Origin of the sequence: Amycolatopsis sp. NBRC 101858, from assembly GCF_030269325.1 — a bacterium.
GTDB classification, from domain to species: domain Bacteria; phylum Actinomycetota; class Actinomycetes; order Mycobacteriales; family Pseudonocardiaceae; genus Amycolatopsis; species Amycolatopsis ponsaeliensis.
Window position 1 is genome coordinate 267,148 of the sequence record NZ_BSTD01000007.1, and the last position, 19,045, is coordinate 286,192.

Annotated in this window: 14 protein-coding genes and 1 pseudogene; 13 read left to right on the forward strand and 2 right to left on the reverse strand. The window is 67.4% G+C overall.

Features of this window, described 5'->3' with window-relative positions:
- The first annotated feature begins 1 nt into the window (after position 1).
- The 4 genes and pseudogenes from QSK39_RS44745 to QSK39_RS53190 all read left to right on the forward strand — a co-directional run bounded on the left by QSK39_RS44745 (position 2) and on the right by QSK39_RS53190 (position 4,103).
- Entirely contained in the window at positions 2-730 is a 729-nt protein-coding gene (locus tag QSK39_RS44745) for a hypothetical protein (protein ID WP_285483890.1), read from the forward strand.
- Positions 731-753: 23 nt separating this feature from the next.
- A complete protein-coding gene (locus QSK39_RS44750; protein ID WP_285483891.1) occupies positions 754-1,338 on the forward strand; it encodes a DUF3558 domain-containing protein in 585 nt (194 codons plus the stop codon).
- A gap of 1,407 nt (positions 1,339-2,745) precedes the next feature.
- Positions 2,746-3,165, forward strand: coding sequence for a DUF7715 family protein (locus tag QSK39_RS44755; RefSeq protein WP_285483892.1), 420 nt, complete (start codon positions 2,746-2,748; stop codon positions 3,163-3,165).
- 210 nt (positions 3,166-3,375) lie between these two features.
- Positions 3,376-4,103, forward strand: a pseudogene (locus QSK39_RS53190) (DNA-processing protein DprA).
- A 23-nt stretch (positions 4,104-4,126) separates the two neighbouring features.
- Here the strand turns inward: QSK39_RS53190 and QSK39_RS44760 are convergent.
- Positions 4,127-7,525: a hypothetical protein gene (locus QSK39_RS44760; protein WP_285483893.1), complete on the reverse strand. Its 3,399-nt coding sequence runs from the start codon at positions 7,523-7,525 to the stop codon at positions 4,127-4,129.
- An 888-nt stretch (positions 7,526-8,413) separates the two neighbouring features.
- Here QSK39_RS44760 and QSK39_RS53195 point away from each other — a divergent pair.
- From QSK39_RS53195 to QSK39_RS44780, 5 genes are all read left to right on the forward strand, one after another.
- Complete coding sequence (locus tag QSK39_RS53195) at positions 8,414-8,866, forward strand: response regulator transcription factor (RefSeq protein ID WP_353051118.1); 453 nt, start codon at positions 8,414-8,416, stop codon at positions 8,864-8,866.
- Entirely contained in the window at positions 8,773-8,982 is a 210-nt protein-coding gene (locus QSK39_RS44765) for a hypothetical protein (RefSeq protein ID WP_285483894.1), read from the forward strand. The genes QSK39_RS53195 and QSK39_RS44765 overlap by 94 nt, the downstream gene beginning before the upstream one ends.
- 396 nt (positions 8,983-9,378) lie before the next feature.
- Positions 9,379-10,344: a hypothetical protein gene (locus QSK39_RS44770; RefSeq protein ID WP_285483895.1), complete on the forward strand. Its 966-nt coding sequence runs from the start codon at positions 9,379-9,381 to the stop codon at positions 10,342-10,344.
- Between the two features lie 263 nt (positions 10,345-10,607).
- Positions 10,608-11,612, forward strand: coding sequence for a DUF932 domain-containing protein (locus QSK39_RS44775; protein WP_285483896.1), 1,005 nt, complete (start codon positions 10,608-10,610; stop codon positions 11,610-11,612).
- Between the two features lie 326 nt (positions 11,613-11,938).
- On the forward strand, positions 11,939-12,646 hold the full coding sequence (locus QSK39_RS44780) for a helix-turn-helix transcriptional regulator (RefSeq protein ID WP_285483897.1): 708 nt from the start codon (positions 11,939-11,941) through the stop codon (positions 12,644-12,646).
- A gap of 111 nt (positions 12,647-12,757) precedes the next feature.
- Here QSK39_RS44780 and QSK39_RS44785 read toward each other — a convergent pair whose 3' ends face one another.
- Positions 12,758-13,411: an RICIN domain-containing protein gene (locus QSK39_RS44785; protein WP_285483898.1), complete on the reverse strand. Its 654-nt coding sequence runs from the start codon at positions 13,409-13,411 to the stop codon at positions 12,758-12,760.
- Positions 13,412-13,925: 514 nt separating this feature from the next.
- On the opposite strand from QSK39_RS44785, the gene QSK39_RS44790 reads away from it, so the two are divergent.
- The 4 genes from QSK39_RS44790 (at position 13,926) to QSK39_RS44805 (ending at position 18,480) form a co-directional block, all read left to right on the forward strand.
- Positions 13,926-16,019, forward strand: coding sequence for an ICP22 family protein (locus QSK39_RS44790; RefSeq protein WP_285483899.1), 2,094 nt, complete (start codon positions 13,926-13,928; stop codon positions 16,017-16,019).
- Positions 16,020-16,161: 142 nt separating this feature from the next.
- On the forward strand, positions 16,162-17,118 hold the full coding sequence (locus QSK39_RS44795; RefSeq protein WP_285483900.1) for a PP2C family protein-serine/threonine phosphatase: 957 nt from the start codon (positions 16,162-16,164) through the stop codon (positions 17,116-17,118).
- Entirely contained in the window at positions 17,115-18,101 is a 987-nt protein-coding gene (locus tag QSK39_RS44800; protein WP_285483901.1) for a bifunctional DNA primase/polymerase, read from the forward strand. Before QSK39_RS44795 ends, QSK39_RS44800 begins: the two co-directional genes overlap by 4 nt.
- Positions 18,102-18,249: 148 nt before the next feature.
- On the forward strand, positions 18,250-18,480 hold the full coding sequence (locus tag QSK39_RS44805) for an NUDIX domain-containing protein (RefSeq protein ID WP_285483902.1): 231 nt from the start codon (positions 18,250-18,252) through the stop codon (positions 18,478-18,480).
- The last annotated feature ends 565 nt before the right edge of the window (positions 18,481-19,045 follow it).

Genomic DNA, 19,045 nt, shown 5'->3' on the forward strand with positions numbered 1-19,045 from the left:
CATGACGGCACCACCGCCCGCCCCACCCGATCCTCGCGCGCAGCCGCAGCCCTACCCCGACGACGCCGACGCCAAGGTGCGACAAATCGCTCAGCTTTTCGGACAGGACAACGTCCTACGGCTGCTGGAAGACGTCCGCAACCGACTGCTCGGCAACGCCCTGCAAGTCCAATCCATGGCCATGGACTTCGCCCAGAAGAAGAACCTGGGCGACGCAGGCGACGACGTCGCCCAAGCCGTCCTGGCCGTGGCCGGGACCTGGAGCGGCCGCGGCGCAGCCCAGTTCACCGGCTACGCCGGCATGGTCAAAGACGCGCTCAAAGGACAGCAAGACATCGTGGCGAGCATGTCCGGAATCCTCACCGACATCGCCGGCTGCATCATCGACACCTACGCCAAAGCCATCGAGTTCATTGGCAACTGCGCCGTCGAACTCGGGAAGGTCGGCTACAAGACGATCATCGCGATCGCGACGGCGGAAATCCCCATCATCGACGTCATCACCTCGAAGGACGTGGTGGACACCGTCGCGGACGCGTTGTTCGACCTGGTCAAATCGGTCAGTGAACTGTTCGGGCACGCCCTCGACACGCTGGGCGAGTTCCGCGGGCAGGCCATCGCGCTGGTGCAGGCCAACACCAAGTTCCCCAACATGCCTCCGATGCCGGGCGACTCCGGGATCGATGACCAGCGGCAGTGGCGTATCGACCCGTCGGCGGCGCCGGCATGAGGGCATCCATGAGGATCGTGTGCGTGACTCTGCTGTCGGCGAGCCTGTTGGCCGGCTGCGGACCGTCGAAACCGGACCGGCTGCTCTCCCAGCCGCCGGCACCGGCGCAGACGGGTGCGCCCCTGCCACTGGACCAGGTCGACAACCCCGTCGACTTGGCGAGGTTCGACTCCGATCCGTGCAGCCTGCTGACCAAGGAGCAGGCCGCGGCCGTGGTAGCTGATCCGCCGAACGGGATGCAGCCGTCCCGGCGGACAAGCCTCCCCGCGTTCGGGTGCTCCTGGCCGAACCCGGCCGGCGCTCTGATGGTGGCGTTGAAACCGGTCCAGAGCCCGAAAACGCTCACCGAGCTCTCGGCGTCCCCTCTGAAGCAGGGCGGCGAGCTTGATCCGTGGACCGAGACCTCGATCAGTGACCTTCCCGCCGTCGTCTACCAACAGGCCCATTTCGCGGAGGAGTGCTCGATCTCGGTCGAGGTCACCGAGCAGCAGATGCTGACCTTCGAGATCGAGGGCAAAGATCTCCGCGACAGTTACTGGGACACCGACCGCTGCGGCGGCGTCGCGAAGATGGCCGAGTTCGTCATCGGCAACCTCCGACAAAGCTGACACGCGCGCCAAGCCCGCGCGTCGATCGGCAACAGAGGCCGCCCTGCCTACCCCGACGCCACGCTGCTGCGGATTCGTCAATCCGCGAACCCGCAACAGCGACCGGCCCCGTCCGATATCGACTGGACGTCGTTCGATCCGTTGCACTCTCGCGATAACGAGCTCCTGAGGAACTGCAACGTCAGCGCCCTGCGCACGTACCACGGCGCTCAGGATGTACGCAGTTGCGACCAGAGTCTCACGGACACCACGGCACGTGCGGCGTCCCCGCACCGCCGGGTCCGGTGTGCTGCTCCACCTCCCACAGATCCCCACGAACCCACCCATAGGTTCCACCGCGATAGGACCAGCCCCATGGATGACCGTCGGAGGCACCACGCTTACACGAGACCCAGAATGTGGCTCCGCGCGCGATCGTGCCCAGCACCGGGCCGTTGACCGGACGCGCCCGGATGCGGGCCCCATCCGCGGTTGCGACGACGCCGATCCAGGCCTGTGCCGTGGACGACGACGCCGGATACGACGACCGCAGCGCCACGTCGGTATCCGTCGGCCAGACGAGGCTGCCGTCCGGAGCCACCGCCGGAACTCCCGCCTGGCGTGATACCTCACCCGGCAGACCCACGTCGGGCTGATCAGGATCCGCCGCCACGACCGAGGACACCGGAGGCATCACCGCCCCCTGCGCCGGGGCAGCCGCGGCCAACAGCGAACCGGTCAACGCGCCGGCGACGAGGACGGACGCCGCGGCCCGCCGCGGCATGCAGGTGTGAAGAGTTACTGACATGAAAGAACTCCTGTCGAGACAGCGTCGCGTCGACGTGACCGGACAGGGGACGCTCTGCCGAGCACAGGCAACAGACTCACGAACCGGCGCAACCACACCGCCCGCCGAAGAGCGGGCAGTAGTTCTCACAGCGGACCGGCCAAATTCCCGATACTGGCTCATGGCCGGCGTGTGAGAGATGTACGGCTCGGGAGAGGTGCCCTCCCCTGCGACCTCTCCCGAGCCGAGAACCGTGCTCCGCCTGGGGGTTAAGCGCGGAGACGGTCCTCAGAAGGGTCCATTGTGGTCACTCCCGTCTGGACCACTGTGGATCACCTTCTGAAACCAGAGTGCCCCAGAAGCCAGTAATTCGCCACAAGTGTGGCGGATTTTCTTGATATTACTGTCGGTGTCCGGTCCTGCGCGATGCGCAGCCCAGGGATATGTTCCTCCCTGCGAGTCGACCGCCCGGTCGCCGTGGCTGGACCTCAGTGCAGCAGACCCGCGGTCCCGGGCAAGCCCTGCACGCCGCGCCCTCGGCGCTCGTCGGTGAGCGGCAGGCTTGCCCCGGGACCGCCGGGGGCCCGCTGTCGCAGGCCGCATCCGCGGCCGCCCGGCCGCCGGCCGCAAGGGAGAACCTCATGCTCAAGTACTTCGTCTCCACCCACCGCACCCAAGGCCAACGGGACAACGACTTCACCAGCATCGCGGGCACAGAATTGGTCGATCTCACCGGCGAATGCCACGACGACCCGGACTCACCGATCTGCGGCTGCGCCCGCAGCTTCGTCGGCATCACCAGCCGGCAAACCTCCACCACCGCCGAAGTCACCGAAACCGACATGACCGCCGCGGAGTACATCGGCCACTTCCACACCGGCCTGCTCGCGCTCGGATGGAAAGACGACGCCAACACCCGCAACGGGATCATCGACGCCGCGGTCGAACTGCTGCTGCTCGCCGCGATGTGGCCGGCCGGCACCGTCGTCGAACGCCGAGGCCGCGAGATCCGCGTGCGGTCCTTCCCTTCCCGCCGACGACCAGGCCTCCGACGCTCGTAGCCACTCTCGCCCGCTCATACCTAGGAGTGCTCATGTCCGATTCCACCGACGCGCGGCGCTCGCGCGTTCCTCCAGCACGCCGCCGAACCCACCAACCCGGTCCTTTCCCGCTACATCGCCGAGGTCGGGCCCGTCGACGCTGCCCACCACATCTGCGAGCGCACCGCGCCGGCCGACGTGCTCGCCGATACCCGCCCCGGCGCCACCTGGATGCTCGCCGAAGCCAGCCTGCGCGCCGCAGCACAGCTCGGCGCCCGCTTCGTGATCCCCGAAGACGACGAATGGCCGGCGGCCGACACCTTCGCCGGCCTGAGTGCCCTGGCCGCCGACGACGACAGCTCCGGCGGCCCGCCCCTGGGCCTGTGGGTCCAGGGCGAGTCACGACTCGACGACCTGACGGCCGCGCGTTCGGTCGCGATCGTGGGCTCCCGGGCCGCGACCGAGTACGGCGAGCACCACGCCGCGGAATTCGCCTACGCGCTGGCGTCGCGCAACATCGCGGTGTGGAGCGGGGCCGCCTACGGCATCGACGGCGCCGCCCACCGAGGAGCGCTCGCGACCGACCCACCGGGCGGCACCGTCGCGGTCCTCGCCAACGGGCTCGACGCGGGATACCCGGCCGGACACGTGGGCCTGCTCAAGCGGATCGCCGCCGCCGGCGCCGTCGTGTCCGAGTACCCGCCGGGTGTCCCGCCAGCACGGCACGCTTCCTGGCCCGCCACCGCCTCGTGGCCGCGTTCACCAGCGCGACCGTCGTCGTCGAGGCCGGCGTCCGCAGCGCCGCCCGCCACATCGCCCGGACCGCCGCCGCACTCGGGCGACCGGTCCTCGCCGTCCCCGGCCCGATCACCTCCGCGGCGTCGGCCGTTATCCGGACTACGATGCTTAGGGTCCACGCCGGAGGCGCTTGCAACCTGGAGCCGGTTGACTACTGCTGATTCGGCACACACCTCGGGGGTGTTCAGTCAAGGCTATGAAGAGCGCGCACCTGTTCAGCCTCCTGACTCCTACCTGCCCTGTCCAGCATCACTGCGTACAGACGAGCGGCTTGTTCCACCTCTTGGTCTGCTTGAGCTTGACCTGGTTCAGAGATGGACAGGTACAAGTCGAGCGACTCCTCGCTGGCGGACAGGGCACGGTCAATGTCACCGCCCGTTTCGTGCAGACTAGCCGCCACGGCCGCTAGCACTACCGCTCGCACCTCGGGGGGACTGGTCGTGTTCAACGCGGCCTCAGCCTGGTCGGCCAACCCCATAGCGTCCGCGTGCTCGCCGCGGATGAGCAGAGCGATCGCAGTCTCAGCGACGAGGTGCACCCACGCGCCCACTCCCCCTTCGTCGTGATTCTCGGCGAAGTACGACGCCCATTGACGGCAAATATCCATGGCTTGGTTTAGCATGAACATTCGATCGGCGGCAGAAATTTCCTGGTTTTCAACTGTCATCAATCGACCGATCAGCCCAGGAATTATTTCTATGAGATCTGCACGATCCTTAACCAGGCCCAGCACATCCACCAATGCCCTGAGTGGCGTCACGCCGTCCGCCAACCCGTCGACTTTCACTACACAAACAACAAGACCTTCCAGTATCCGAACCAAGCGCGATTGTGCCGACGGCGTTCGGTCTGCAGCAACGCGCGCGAACTCGAGCGCGTCGATACGAAGGTTCCAGACATCACCCCGATCCTCACTCCTACCAGCGAGCATGTCGGCGAATTTGTCGAAAAATTCAGCCGCCAAAGTGAGCACCGTTGTCGGCATCGCCATAGCCATGGAATGCGCGTTCGCCACAGCCAACGCGAGCAGAGGACGCGCCTCGTTCCAGCGTCCGACATCCACCAGGGACGCAGCCACACATTCGACAAGAGCGAACATGGTGCCCGCGTTCGAGGAGTTGCTTCTGAACTGGTCCAGGTCCAAGCTTTCCCGCACCATTGCAACAGCGTCGTCCAAACGCTCCTCTGCCATCAAATTTTCCACTTGAGCCAATATCATCAGTGGACTTGACGCGCCCATGTCTCGAAGTTCGAGGCCGCCACCCTGGGCGTATTGCGAGAATTTGGCTTCATGTTCCTTGACTTTATTGGCGTCATCCAGCTCAACGTAACACATTCTGAGTTGCAAGTGAGCATTTTCCAACATCGTTCGCATTGTGCGCGAATCATCCTGCAAAGACTCGATCAGGCGAATGGCATCTTCAAGGACTAAGGCCGCGTCCACGTAACGTTGAAGACCAAGTAGTGCGCTGCCGCGGGCGAGCGACGCGACTCCGGCCGCGCCGGGGCGCTCGTCCTCGGGAAAGTCTCCGACCGAGTCCAATATCTGCTGGCTGAGGACGAGCGCGGCGTCGTGCTGACCAGCAGTCAAGGCCGTCAGCGCCTTCTTGAGCAGGTCGTCGTACACGCTCTCGTAATCAGGTTCTGTCGAGCCGGCTGCAGCTAGCTTCTGACGGACCCTACTGGCATCTGCTGCTGCCTCGGCGCTGCCCGCGTCGTCGCCAACGACTGTTAGCTTGAAGCTGAGCTCGCCCAGCGCGGAGGCCAACGACCGCTGTGCGTCTGGACTGGGGTCCGTCCGAAGCATGTGAACAGCGTCTCGAAGGTGCGCGACGGCGTTGTCGTGCATACCTGCGCAGAATGCGAAGTCGCTTAGGTCGCGCAGGTAGTCACCCGTCGGCTCAACGTCAGGGTGCCGGGACTGGGCATTGCGCATGACCGTGTAGATGCCGATGTCCACGAGAGAGTCACCAGGGGCAGGAGCTTCGGCCATGACGGCCTCGAGGGTGTCGTCGTCGAGGTGGGTGATGGCTGCAAGTGCGGCGTTTCCTGCTGCAAAGGCCACCGCGGGGTTCTCTCGGAGATTGGCCGCCAGATGGGGGGCAACGTGAGGGTTGCGGCCGGGGGCTGAGGCGGCTGCTAGGAAGGTGATGGCGCGGTCGATGTAGCTGGGCCAGCTGCCGTCGGGGTTACGGGCGAGCAGTTCGCGCACACGGTCGAGAGACCAACCCGGGGCATCGCCGCCGTGGCCGGGCATGCACAGGGCGATGAAGTCTTCGGCGAGGTGGTCCGGGTAGAGGGGTTCCAGTCGGGCCACTTCGGTGGTCACCGGCGTCTCAGGTGGGTAGCAGCGGGCGTGGTCGGCCAGCACGGTATCCGGCGACAGGCCCGTGGTAAAGCCCGCGACCGCGGCCTTAGCCTCGGAATACGACAGCCTGCCGGTGAGACAGGCGGTGAAGACCGCGTGACGCATGATCTCAGGTGTGGTGGTGAACGTCCGGGAGCGTTCGATCCATTCATGCCAGTGTCGCTCTTCGCGTTCTAGCAGGTACCTGGAAAGCCGTCCAGGTTCTGCGAAGCCGTCGACCGTTTCGCCCCTTGCGTGCGCGTCGACCGCGACCAGCGCCGCCATGTGCAGTGACAGGGCTGATCCCATGTCTGGCCGATCAAGCGGGACAGGTGGGCGTAGGTCTGCCACGTCAACCAAGCGCAGTGCCTTGGCGAAACAGTCACAGGCGTGGTGAAACGCGTCGAGTCGCTCGTTGAGCGTGTCGGCCAGCGGTGCCAAGGCCATCTCGTCGACAGTCGCCCCCTGCAGTTCCGTCCGCACCCACGACAGGGGCTGGCGTGAACGGCCCACCAGCAACACTCGCGAGTCCAGGGCGGCCCCCAGAGCCGGGTCACGCAGGAAGGACGCGAGGACAGGGACCGGGAGTCGGTCGGCGTAGTCGACCACTAGCAGCAGGTTCCGACCTCCTCGCCCCTTCTCCGGCAGCGGATCGGTCCGGCTCTGGTCGCGGCGCACCACCGACCACTCGGGCTCACTGATGTCAGCAAATTTCTCGGCCAGCCTGGTCTTGCCCTGGCCACCTGGACCGTGCAGCCAGCGGACAGCCAGGCGTCCTGGAGCATCCCGCCAGCGGGTCAGGTCGGCTAGCTCTCTGTCTCGCCCCCTGAAGGAGACCACCTCGTTACGACTGTTCAACAGCTCGCTGGGCGGCGCGGAGGTACCGTCGAACGGCTCGTCGTCGGGCAGGGCGAGTTCGATCGCACGGTCACGTGCGGTTGTATAGCGATCCCACCAGTACTTGAAGGTCGCCCGGTCGTCACTCAGTACATGGTTCCTACCGCGCTTTGTGTCGACCTGCAGGCAGCCTCGGATAAACCCCTTGACCACGGAGTTCGTGGGCTTGTGCGCGCCTTTTAATACGTTGTAGACCGACTTGGTTGACAAGTTTCCCAGGTCTCCCTCCTCGTGCTTGTCGAGCGTGTTGAGTCTGAGGGCGACCTCGCGGGGTGCCGGCTCTTGCACAGCTTTGTAGAGATCCATCAGGACTTCGTGGGCGCTCTCCTGGTCCGTCACGCCAACCTTCCTTCCCCTGTCCTGCGCCGTGCAATCTTGTGCAACTTTGACCATTTCCCCTGCTTGCAGCCTTGCCTGAGTTTTCTTGGAGGTGCACCAGCCGATCTACCTGATGGAGTTGCCATGTGGACGCACTTGATCGACACCCTCGCCGCGATCGAACCGTGGGTGGCCCCGTTCGTCACGGCCGTTCGGGCAGCAACCGCTGTCGTCAGCCTCGTGGCCATCCTTCGTCGGGACCATCGTTCCGGGGGCGGAAATCGTAACCAAAACGGCTAGACATGCGCGGCCACACGATGGAAGCCGGGTTCTGTAGCACACCTAGCTTCCACCGCATGTCGGCTCCATGGCGGCTTCCCATCCGATTTGACGTGAGCGGGCAATTGCGACAGTCCTGGTCATGACTTCGGATCATAATGATGATTGCAACGCTCAGAGGCCAGTCGGGGCGCGGGACCGGCGGGCAATGGCGCAGTCGAGGTCGGTTAGCTTGTCGGCGACAGCGTGCAGGCTGGACCGGTCCCTGGAAATCATCGAGCTATCAGCTAGGCTTCCTTCCCCGTACCCGTCCCCGCCGACGCCGTCTTCGTGTAGACCGCTGATCACGAACCCACGATCGATGCCGTCGCTCCCGGCCACGCGTGACCTTTCGGGTCGGCGCGCGGCCTCAATCACGTAACCAGGCCCCGCGACACCGGTCACTGCGGGCCCTCGATGTCCCGGGGCGTCCTCACACCAAACCCGCGCGAGCCATCTGAATGAACCGGGACCCCAAGTCAACACGCCTTCCCCCGGAGGAGCCGGATCCCGATTCGGGCTGGCCGGTCAGCGCACGCGCCGCGCCGGTCAACCCCCTTTCGCCCGCCAAACGACCACGGAGGTCCGGCCATGACCCGAAGGACCGACCTGACCGACACCGAGCTGGAGGTCCTGCGCGACGTGGCACGCCGTTTCAGCAACATCCAGATCGGACGGCGACAATTTCGTTCGACCGAAACCGCCCGCACTCACACAAAGAACGTCCTCGCGAAGCCGCGGGTCCGCAATCGCGCATGCTGGCGCCATCGCCTACAACACCGACATCTTCCGCTGCCGGCTCCCGCACCTGCCGCTGACACAGCCGATATCGGCCCGGACCTCTCCACCATCGTGCCGACGCGGCGCCGTCCCGACGGCCACCGACCGCTCAGTCGCATGTCGGCCCGCGCAAGGAGGACAGCGATGACCGACCCGGGCGTCCGGCCGAGGTGCGGACCTACCCCGATGACCCGGCGCTGCAGCTCGTCATCGATACCGCTGATCTCTGCGCCGACGCCGAGATCGTCATCGGCGAACTTCTGACCCGGGCGCCGGCGGACGCCGCGCTCATCGTGCGGGGTGCGGCACTGCTGTCCGCCTCAGGTGCAGGAACCGCTGCTGAGTGCCTGGCCACGTCGATGACCTGGCTCTATGGCTGATTCCGCTCGTTGAGCCAACCACCTATCCGAGTGCGAGCGGCAGCCTCCTGCATACTCAGCAATCGCGCTCAAGTCCGGTGAAACCGCGGCCTGCCACCAGCTGATCCAGGACGGCACAGCCCGGCTGGTCACCAACGTCGACGACATCCTCGCCGCGATCGACGACGACGCGGAGACGGACGGGGAGCCGGAGGGCACGGCCCCGGCAGGTGAGGCCGGCCGAGGTTAGCGCGCACCCCGACGGCGGCCCGGACTTGACGATGACCGGTCGCCGGTCGCCCATGAGGGGCCGCCGTCAGGCGCGCGCTCGGGCGGTGGCGGCTCACCCACCCGGTGAGCCACCACCGCCTTCCCGCGCCACGTGCGGGAAGGCTGAGCGACGGGAGCACCTTCACCGTGACCACCTACCTGACCGCCAGCGAAGCGATCGGCGTCCTGCCCGACGCCAGCTCCGACACCCTGTTCGTCATCGGCTTCCCCACCCGCGCAGCCGACCCGATCACACCAGCAGTTCTGGCGTTCCCCTCAGCCGACATCACCACCCTCCACACCCCGGCGATGGGCAAGCACGTCCACGACCAGCTCCCTGCCGGCAGTAACGCAGACCTGCTGATCGTCGTAGTCGGCAACGGCCAGGACAATCAGCAACCACTCCCGCACCGGGCCGCGATCGCCGCACTCGAGACTGCGCTGCGCCCCGCCGGGCACACCGTTGTGGGCTGCTACTGGACCCCACACACCCAACCCGGCGCCATCCTGCGCGACTACCGCGAACCCCACCGCATCAGCGCCATCCTCCCCACCACCACGCCCCTGGACCTCACCCCACCCCTGCGCATCGTGGCCGACGCTGCCCTGCCCTGGGGACTGCCGTTCACCGAGCGCGGCGAGAGCATCCCCACTCGCCTCGGCCGCTTCGCCCGCGCCGTGCTGCCCCTGCTCGTGCGCTGCGACGACCACACCCACCACTTAGTCGAGCTGGCCATCGACGAGGCCGGCCGCGGCGAGTTCCCCGACGACGAGAACGGATTCGCCATCACCTGCGCGCTGCGTGACAACGCACTCTACGGGCCTAGGCTTCTCCCACCGTTCGATCTCGACCTCCGCCGCGTCGAGCAGTTGTGGATGGCCCTCTACCGCGGCAACGCCGACCGGAAGATCCGGGCCAAGCTCGCTGCGCTGATCTCCGCCAGCGCACTGCGCCGCCGCGCACGACACTTCGCTGCCTATGCGCTCGCGCACGCCGCCGGGGCACCCGGCGGCGACGCCCTCAGCGTGCTGCTCCAGCAGCGCATCGCCGGTGCCGCTCTAGACCGGAAACTCGAGCGCCTTGCGGCGCGAATCGCCGCTTCAGACTCCTAGTCCGTCCCTGAGACCTCCGGTACCGGCATTTCGGCAACGCCAGCGGGCGAAGCCCGCCGGTCGATCGGTCGTCGCGGCGTGATCGGGCCCAGAGGACCAGGCCAGCGCCGGCGGTGCACAGCCTCCAGCCCACACATCGACCTCCCGTCGCAGCACAGGGCTCATGCACCGCCGGCGCTTCGGCCTGGTTTGTCGTGGCCGTCCACCCGCGAGCCCGCAGTCCCAAACAGCACGCACTGCGCCACATCGAAAGGGTAAGCCTCGTGTCGAAGGAAACAAGCAAGTGGCTCAACACCGACGTCCTCATCGGATTCACCGACAAACGCGGCCGCGCCTGGCACTACCGTGCCGAAGACCAAGGCACCGAACCGAATCACTATCCTGGTGCAATCCCCGTCGCCGATGTCAAGCGACGCCTGTTCCACTGGACTGCCGAGCCGGCCCGGGTCCTGGTCGAGGACCGATTCGGCCTTCGATTGGCCAAGCACCACCTCGGCGTCACCGCCTCCGACAACGGCGACCTCCTCGGCATCCGCACCGACGAGTACGAGATCCACCAGTTCAGCCACTGGCTGCTCGACAACGTTTCCGCCATCCTCGACGACGGACTCGCCATCGGCTCGGCCGGGCTACTGCGTGACCGCAGGCAAGCCTGGGTCAGCGTCGAGATCCCCGACAACATCGTCACGCCCGAGGGCGTGGAGTTCCGGCCCAACCTGCTCGCCTGCTCCAGCCACGACGCCAGCCTCAAGACCCGCTACAAGCGCATCGTCACCAACGTCGTCTGCGACAACACCATGGGCGCCGGCCTGCGTGAAGAAGGCCAGGAACACGCCATCGTGCACAGGCGCAACAGCAACCTCAAACTGCTCACTGCGCGTGCAGCGCTGCAGATCGTGCACACCGTCGCCGACGACTTCGCCGCCGAAGTCACGAAGCTGTGCCAGACCACCGTCACCGACCGAGCATGGACCGCCTTCCTCGACGCCCACACCCCGATTCCCGATGAGGTGGGGCGCAAGCGCACCAACGCCGACAGGAAGCGCTCGGCCCTCACTCGCCTGTGGACCAGCGACCACCGGGTCAGCCCATGGAAGAACACCGCTTGGGGCGTTGTACAAGCGGTCAACACCCACACCCACCACGAAGCCGTCGTCCACGGCGCCACCCGCGCCGAACGGAACATGACCCGCGCCATCGACGGCGACATCGCCAAGCTCGACCGCGCCACCACGGCCACCCTGCGCAACGTCCTCGCCGCCCTCTGAACACCTCAACCCGGTCCCCGCCGCCCCTTTCCCCGGCCGGTGGCCCGCGCACGGAGCAACAAGCCGCATCACCAACCATGTGACAACTCGCCACTGGCACAGCCACCAAGCAAGGGCAACTAGGAGAATTGCGTAAGGTCAACACTAGCCCATTGGTCGTCGGCTGCTGAGCCGATCAGCCGCAAAGCCCCGACACAGTCGAAATCAACCCGTCACCGTGAGACAGTCTTTATATGCCGAATACATCGACAGGTAGTTGCGAACAGCTAGTTGATATTGCCGTCGCGTACCTGGAGAGCTCAGATCCCGCGTCACCTTGGCCGTTGATGACCGCCGAAGTGGCCCACCGCCTCGACAGCACTGCGTGCACACTGTACGACAACGTCTGCTACGCAGGAGAGTCCGCACACGCTGAAGCGTGGTCCCCGACCTGGCTCGCCGACATCATCCCCCTCGATTTCCCCTCGAAATCAACAGCCGTCAGCATAAAGACGCATCCATTCCCCCGTCACTACGCAGTAACTCGAGACAATGCCCCACGCAGCGCCTGCGACGTCGCAGACACGCATTCCTGGCATCGAACAGAGATCTTCAACATCACCAAGGAAGCCTTCGGCATCACCGAACAGCTATGCATACCGATTTCCGACACAGGCGAGAACTTTCGCATGCTTTTGCTTGGCCGACCCGAAACGCCTTATAGTAGCAAAGAACTGGAACTCGCATCACACCTGCAACGATTGCTGATCTCTCTGGATTCACATGTTCGACATCTTCAACTCCTGAGCAAGCCGTCCTCAGGCAAGACACCCACTGACCGAGCCGCCGACTACCGGCTCACATCTCGCCAACTGATCGTGCTACACCTGCTGGCCGAAGGTCTCCCGGCGGCCGTTATCGCGCGCCGGCTGGCAATATCACAGCGGACCGTCACGAAGCACCTCGAGAACCTGTACCGTAAGCTCGGAACAACCGACCGGCTCGGCACGGTTCTTCTGGCGCAACGTCTCGGAATTATCTTGTCTCACAACTGATGGCTTGTCCGACGTGTCCTGAAGGGACGTTCGCGGCCATAACACCAGAAGCTCGGCGGCAGGCTCGTTGTACGCCCCACGATGCCGGTGGCGCGCACAACGAGCCGATTCTCACGCGTAACTGAGGTACCAACGCTGATTGGTCTGAGCGTTGCTCAGGCACGTCCACTGCTGAACCGGCGTACCGTCAGCCACTGCCGCAGTACCTCCTGTGACGTCGAGACATTTGCCGCTGTGCTGGACGACGATGCTCGTCGTGGCCCCGCTGTCCTGCGTGTACAACGCCCACCGCTGATTGCTTTGCGCGTATCCGAGGCATGTCCACTGCTGGACTCGTACCCCGTTGCCGACCGCCGCGGTGCCACCGACGACGTCCAGGCATTTGCCACTGTGCACGGCGATCGCGTCGTAGGTGCGACCGTCACCCGTATCGGCGAAATACCACATCTGATTGGTCTGCCCCGCCCCGAGGCACGTCCACTGCTGCACTGGTGCGCCGTCGCCCGTCGCAGCGGGGCCGCCGGTGACGTCAAGACACTTGCCACTGTGGACGGCTCGCACGTTGAACGGGCCATACACTGTCGCGACCCGTGTCGATCCGTCAGCCGCCCTGACCGGCAGGTTCACCTTCTTCGCGACGTTGAAGTGGTACACATCCGACGCGGCGAAGGTCGAAGAGGTGGCCAGCGGGGCGGCGAATACCCGGCTCCCACTCACCACCGCCGCCAACGCGACGATCGTAGCGATGATCAGGCTGCGCTTCATCGTGATCCTTTCTAGTCCGAATCCGACGAACACGGAAAGCGTTCGCCAAGCGACTTCGAGGGTTCCAGGCGGCCACACGAACCCCAATACGGAAATCTACGTACGCCGTTCTCGATCACCGTCTGCCAGCTCGTCACACCGAGCCGGGCGCGTAGCGCTGACCACAAGGCCACAGCAACGCAATACAAGGCCACGCAATTAACGAAGGCAGAGCAGTCAACGGCACAGGTGCTGACGCAACGCCGAGAAGGCGCGGGTGCCCAGGTCGGGCCGACGCACTCTAGCGGAGCCTGGCGCCGGCGGAAGCCCGCGCATTCACGGTCTCGGCTGCGGGTGTGCAGCGAGGGCGGGCTTGCCACCGACACGGGCGGCCCCGCTCGGGCGAGTGCGTCCCGACCGGGACACCCGCACTCCGCTCGTTCTCCACCGCGTCACGGCGGTGGGAATGGTCGGTGCGGGGTTCGTGGCCGGCCATCGAGATTCGCGGTGGCCGGCCCGTGTGAAGGAGCCCTTCGTGACCAGGACGATGGATCTGCCGACCCAGCGCGACACCGACGACACCACCCCCGCAACCGCACCGAAAACCGAACTCACACCGTCTGAACCGGACAGTGCCGCCACCGATCGCGACGCCACGGACGACACGTCGTCGACCGACGTGGGTGGCACCCCGGTGGACGAGCTGTCCGACGAACAGCGCACGGCGCTGCACGCGAAGTGGGACGCCGAGATCGACACCATCATCTGGGTCGAGCCGGACGAGGTGCTGCTCGCGGAGAACGTGCGCACCGACAACGCCGAAGCCGACGAGGAAACGACGGCGAACTTCAAAACCCACGGCGTCAAGACCGCGGCCAACGGCTACCGCGACTACGACACCGGCGCCGTCGTGGTCACCGAAGGCCAGCGCCGGGTCCTCAACTCCCGCGAAGCCGGCTGCCTGCTGCCGGTCTGGATGAAGACCCCGCCCCCCGCCGACGAGCGCAAAGCCACCATCGACCGGATCGTCAACCAGTTCATCGAGAACGACATCCGCCGCGGGCTCACCCTGGCGGACAAGGCCCGCGGTTTCCAGCAGCTCGCCGCGTTCAACCTCACCCCGACCGGCATCGCCCGCAAGCTGGCCCTGGGCAAGAAGGGCAAAGCCTGTGTCGAGAACGTCCTGCAGGCCGGGCGCAGCGAGCTGGCGGTCAAGGCCGCCGAACGCTACGACCTCGACATCCTGCAGGCCGCCATCGTCGGCGAGTTCGACCAGGCCGGTGACCTCGACACCGCGAAGGAACTGATCCGCATCGCGCGCGAGAACCCGAACAACTTCACCGTCTTCGCCGAACGCAAGCGTGCCGAACGCGCCGAGAACGAGCGGTTCGCGGCCTTGGCCGAGGACCTCACCGAAGAACTGACCACCGCGGGCGTCACGATCTTCGACGACTCCCTCTCGACCTACGACGGGGACGCCCGCACGCTCGACCGGCTGCGCCCCACGCCCGAGCACGAACCGCGCATCGAACTCACCGCCGAATACCACGCGTCCTGCCCCGGCCATGGCGCGTGGATCGAAGAGGAGTACGACGAGGACGACAAGCGGATTCCGGTGCCCGTCTATGGCTGCGCTGACTTCCGCGCCCATGGGCACGCCCTCAGCTACGCCCCGGCCGGCCGCGCGGACCTCACCACCGTGGTCACCAGCCCCACCGGCGGGGCCGTCGACCTCGACAGCCTCAACGACCCGGCCGCCACCAGCGGCAACGACGAGGTCGCGGCCGCCCGCGCCGCCCAGGCCGCCGCCGAACTCGAGCGCACGAAGGCCCGGATCATCCGCAAGTGGGTGATCCAGAACAACAAGGACTGGGACGCCTCCGAGACGCCGCGCCGGGAATGGCTCGCCGGGCTCCTGCAGCGCAAGACCGCGCCGCAGGGCGCGCAGCTGTTCCTCGCCCTGCAGAAGGCCGAAGGCGGCTACGAGCTCCGGCGCGCGTTCGAACGCAACCACCCCTTGGCGATGAAGCTGATCGGCATGCCGGTCGGCGCCACTCTCGCCGACCTGGCCGACAAGATCGCCAAGGCCCCCACCGCGGGCAAGGCGACCCTCTACGACCTGTTCCTCACCCTGTGTGCGATCGAGTCCGACATCTCCCGCAACACCTGGCGCCACCCGTGGGGCTCCTCGCAGGCGTACATCGCCGCGATCATCAGCTGGGGCTACCCGGCTTCCGACGTCGAGCGGAAGGTGCTCGAACCGGAGACCGAGGCCGATGTCATCGCCGCCCAGCTCGGCGACCTCGACACCGCAGCCACCAGCGACGGCGGCACGGCCGCAGACGGCGGCGAGCCCGGCGAGGTGCACAGCCACCCGGCGGCCGAGGACGCCGAGGGCGGCACCGCCGATGACGAGACAGACCGTGGCGACGGGCCTGACGTCGTCGACATCCAGGACCTCGATGAGGACATCGCCGCCGCGGTCGAGGGAGACGACGCACCGGGCACGGACGACCACGACGACACCGCGGCCGAGGCGACTGGTGACGACGCCGCCGGCAGTGACGAGGAGGCGTCCCAGCACACCGAGACCGAGGTCGAGGCGGAACCGACCGGCACCGCGCTCTAGCCCGCCGGACCACCTCCGCACTCGATTCCTCGCCGGGGCGGGCCAGCGCACTGCATTGCCGGGCCCGCCCCGGCCCCATCCCGTCGTCCTCGCCTCCCGCCGGGCTCCATCACCAGCCCCGCGCGTGAACGGAGTTTCCTCGATGCACCCGCACCTTCCGCCGGTCTTCGACCACATCCACCGCACCAGCACCCACGCCTCGGCACACCACCCCGTCTGGCCGCACGCCCCGCTCCCGTCTGGCCCGTGCTGGACCCACGCGACCTGCCGCTGCGGGTGGGCCGAGATCGCCGAATCCCACAGCGACGCCCGCGTCCTGGCCCGCCACCACCGCCGCTACGCCGCCGACCACCCCGCCTACCTGCCCGGTGCGGCCTTGCGCATCGGCGGCCGCGCCCACCAGGCCGACGCCACCGGCACCCACGTCTCCACTACCGGCGCCCGCCATGGCTGGGCCGTCGCCGACGGCATCGGAGACAGCGCCTTGGCCGCTCACGCCGCCGGCAGTGCCGCGGCCACCGCCGCCTACGTCGCCGCCGACCGCGGTGCCGTCGCCGGGCTGCTCGCCGCTACCGGCACCCTCGCCGCCGTCCATGCCGGCGACACCGTCATGGTCGTCGCCGCCCCACTCCCGCACGAGCAGGGTGGCGGGTGGGACATCGCGTGGGTCGGAGACTGCCGCGCCTACGAATACGACCCGGACACCGACGTGCTGACCCAGCTCACCGTCGACCACACCGAAGGTCAGGAGCTGCGCGAAAGCCTCGTCGAGCGCTACCGGGACCGGCCGCAGGAGCTCGAGGAGCTGGCCGCCCGGCGGGACAACGTCGTCACCAGCTCCGTAGCCACCGCCGATGACCACTCCTTCGGCCGCGTCACCACGACCGGGCCGCGGCGCCGGTTGCTGCTGACCAGCGACGGCGTCCACAAACCAGTGCCGCACGCCTCCCTCGTCCGCGCCGTGCGCACGTTCAGCGACCCAGGCTCGTGTGCGAACCGGGTAACGCTTGCCGCGCGGTACTTCGGCGGCACCGACAACGCCGCCGCCATGGTCATCGACCCCGTGCCCGCCCCGATCGCGGCCGAGCTGGTGCCGTGAACACGCCCACCACGACCGCGCGAGCAGCCATGCTCGTCGCCGGCGCCGACGGTCTGCTCGGCGCCGCGCTGGACGCCGCCGGACGTGGGTGGCCGGTGTTCCCGCTGGCTCCCCGCAGCAAAAGGCCCGCCATTCCCGGCTGGCAGCAGCGGGCGACCTGTGACCCCGACCGCATCCGCCGCTGGTGGATGCGCCACCCGCTGCACAACGTCGGCATCGCCTGTGGCCCGGCGGGTCTGCTGGTGCTCGACCTCGATGCCGCCCACGGGGTGATCCCCATCCAGTGGGCCCGCCGCGGCGTCACCCACGGCCGCGACGTCCTGGCCCTGCTGGCCCACCGGGCCGGCGAGCCGGACCCGGTCGACACGTTCACCGTCGCGACCCCGCGCGGCGGCGAGCACCGCTACTTCGCCCGGCCGTCCGGGTCGCGGCTGCGCAGCACCGTCGGAGCCCGCGGCCGCGGGCTCGGCTGGCACGTCGACACCCGCGGACCCGGCGCGCTCATCACCGCACCGGGGTCGATCGCCGTCGTCCAGGGCGTGCCGGTCCCGTATGCCATCACCTGGGACCTGCCGATCGCTGCCCTACCCGCATGGCTGGTCACCGCCCTCACCCCACCACCACCTCCAGCCCGCCCGGCGGTCGTCCCGGTGCTGCAGGCGACCAGCCGCCGGGTCACCGCCTACGTCCAGGCCGCCCTCGCCGCCGAGTGCCGCAACGTCGCCACCGCCTCCGAGGGCCACCGCCACATCGCCGTCTACGCTGCCGCAGCAGCGCTTGGGGAGCTGCTGGGCAACGGGTGGATCAGCGCCGCCGCGATCACCCACCACCTCACCCACGCCGCCCGCCACCACCTCGGCGTCGCCGAGTTCGACCGCGCCGAGCTGACCAGGACCATCCGCGACGGCATCGCCGCCGGCCGCGAACACCCTCGCGTCCTCATCGACCGCCCCGCACCCCGACCGCGATCGCGCATCTCCTGAGGGCACCGAACCCTGGGCGCCGGGTTTTTCTCACTCCGTCATCGGAAGCGAAGCGGCCGGGGCTTCGGCGTGCTCCGAGAGGGCTCTTCTGAACCTGGGTGCTCGTGCCCGGCCGCCACGCCAGCTGCCGAGCACGAGGACCCACCGAATGACCGTCGCCAGCGAACCGGCCCTGCGGGTCGGCGCCCGCGTCCTGCTGCTCAACAGCGACGAAGAGGTCCTGCTCATCCACGCCCGCGACCCCCACGACCCCGGCCACCACTGGTGGGAACTGCCCGGCGGCGGCCAAGACCCCGGCGAAAAGCTCGAGGACACTGCGCTGCGCGAGATCGCCGAGGAGACCGGGCTCGTCCTGGACGAGATTGGGCGCAAGCTCTAGACACGGGAAAGCCGCTTCACCTACCGCGGCCGCGAACGCCACCGCCTCGACCACGTCTACCTCGCCCGCACCGACCGGACCGCACCTCAGGTCGCCCTCCAGCACACCGCGAACGAGCGCGCCGGTCTTATCGAGCGGCGCGGACCGCGAGCCTGCCAAGATCACGAAACTTGATCGCCAGAAAGACCTTCGAAGGCGGCAGCGGACCATTCTTCTGGTCCCGGTGCTGCAGGCGACCAGCCGCCGGGTCACCGCCTACGTCCAGGCCGCCGTCGCCGCCGAGTGCCGCAACATCGCCACCCGCCGACCCCGACACTGACACCGATCCCAACAACGACGACGACCCGCCGCCTTGCGCAGCACCACGTCCGGGATCAACACCCCGACGGCCGTCCCGACCGGTAACGCCTCGGGCACCTCGGCGCGGATCGTCTCGCCGGACGCCAGGAGCAGGTCGAGGCGGTAGCCGCAGTCCGGTGATGTTGCCGTCACATACTGCCGTTAGGCACCCCGGAGGCCCACCGAAATCAAACCCGGTGGGGCCTCTGGGTCACTCCGCCACGCG

Bases quoted from the DNA above. Each gene is read 5' to 3' on its own strand.
- QSK39_RS44745 (WP_285483890.1), top strand. From the start codon at position 2: ATGACGGCACCACCGCCCGCCCCACCCGATCCTCGCGCGCAGCCGCAG.
- QSK39_RS44755 (WP_285483892.1), top strand. From the start codon at position 2,746: ATGCTCAAGTACTTCGTCTCCACCCACCGCACCCAAGGCCAACGGGAC.
- QSK39_RS53195 (WP_353051118.1), top strand. From the start codon at position 8,414: ATGACCCGAAGGACCGACCTGACCGACACCGAGCTGGAGGTCCTGCGC.
- QSK39_RS44780 (WP_285483897.1), top strand. From the start codon at position 11,939: ATGACCGCCGAAGTGGCCCACCGCCTCGACAGCACTGCGTGCACACTG.
- QSK39_RS44785 (WP_285483898.1), bottom strand. From the start codon at position 13,411: ATGAAGCGCAGCCTGATCATCGCTACGATCGTCGCGTTGGCGGCGGTG.
- QSK39_RS44795 (WP_285483900.1), top strand. From the start codon at position 16,162: ATGCACCCGCACCTTCCGCCGGTCTTCGACCACATCCACCGCACCAGC.
- QSK39_RS44805 (WP_285483902.1), top strand. From the start codon at position 18,250: ATGACCGTCGCCAGCGAACCGGCCCTGCGGGTCGGCGCCCGCGTCCTG.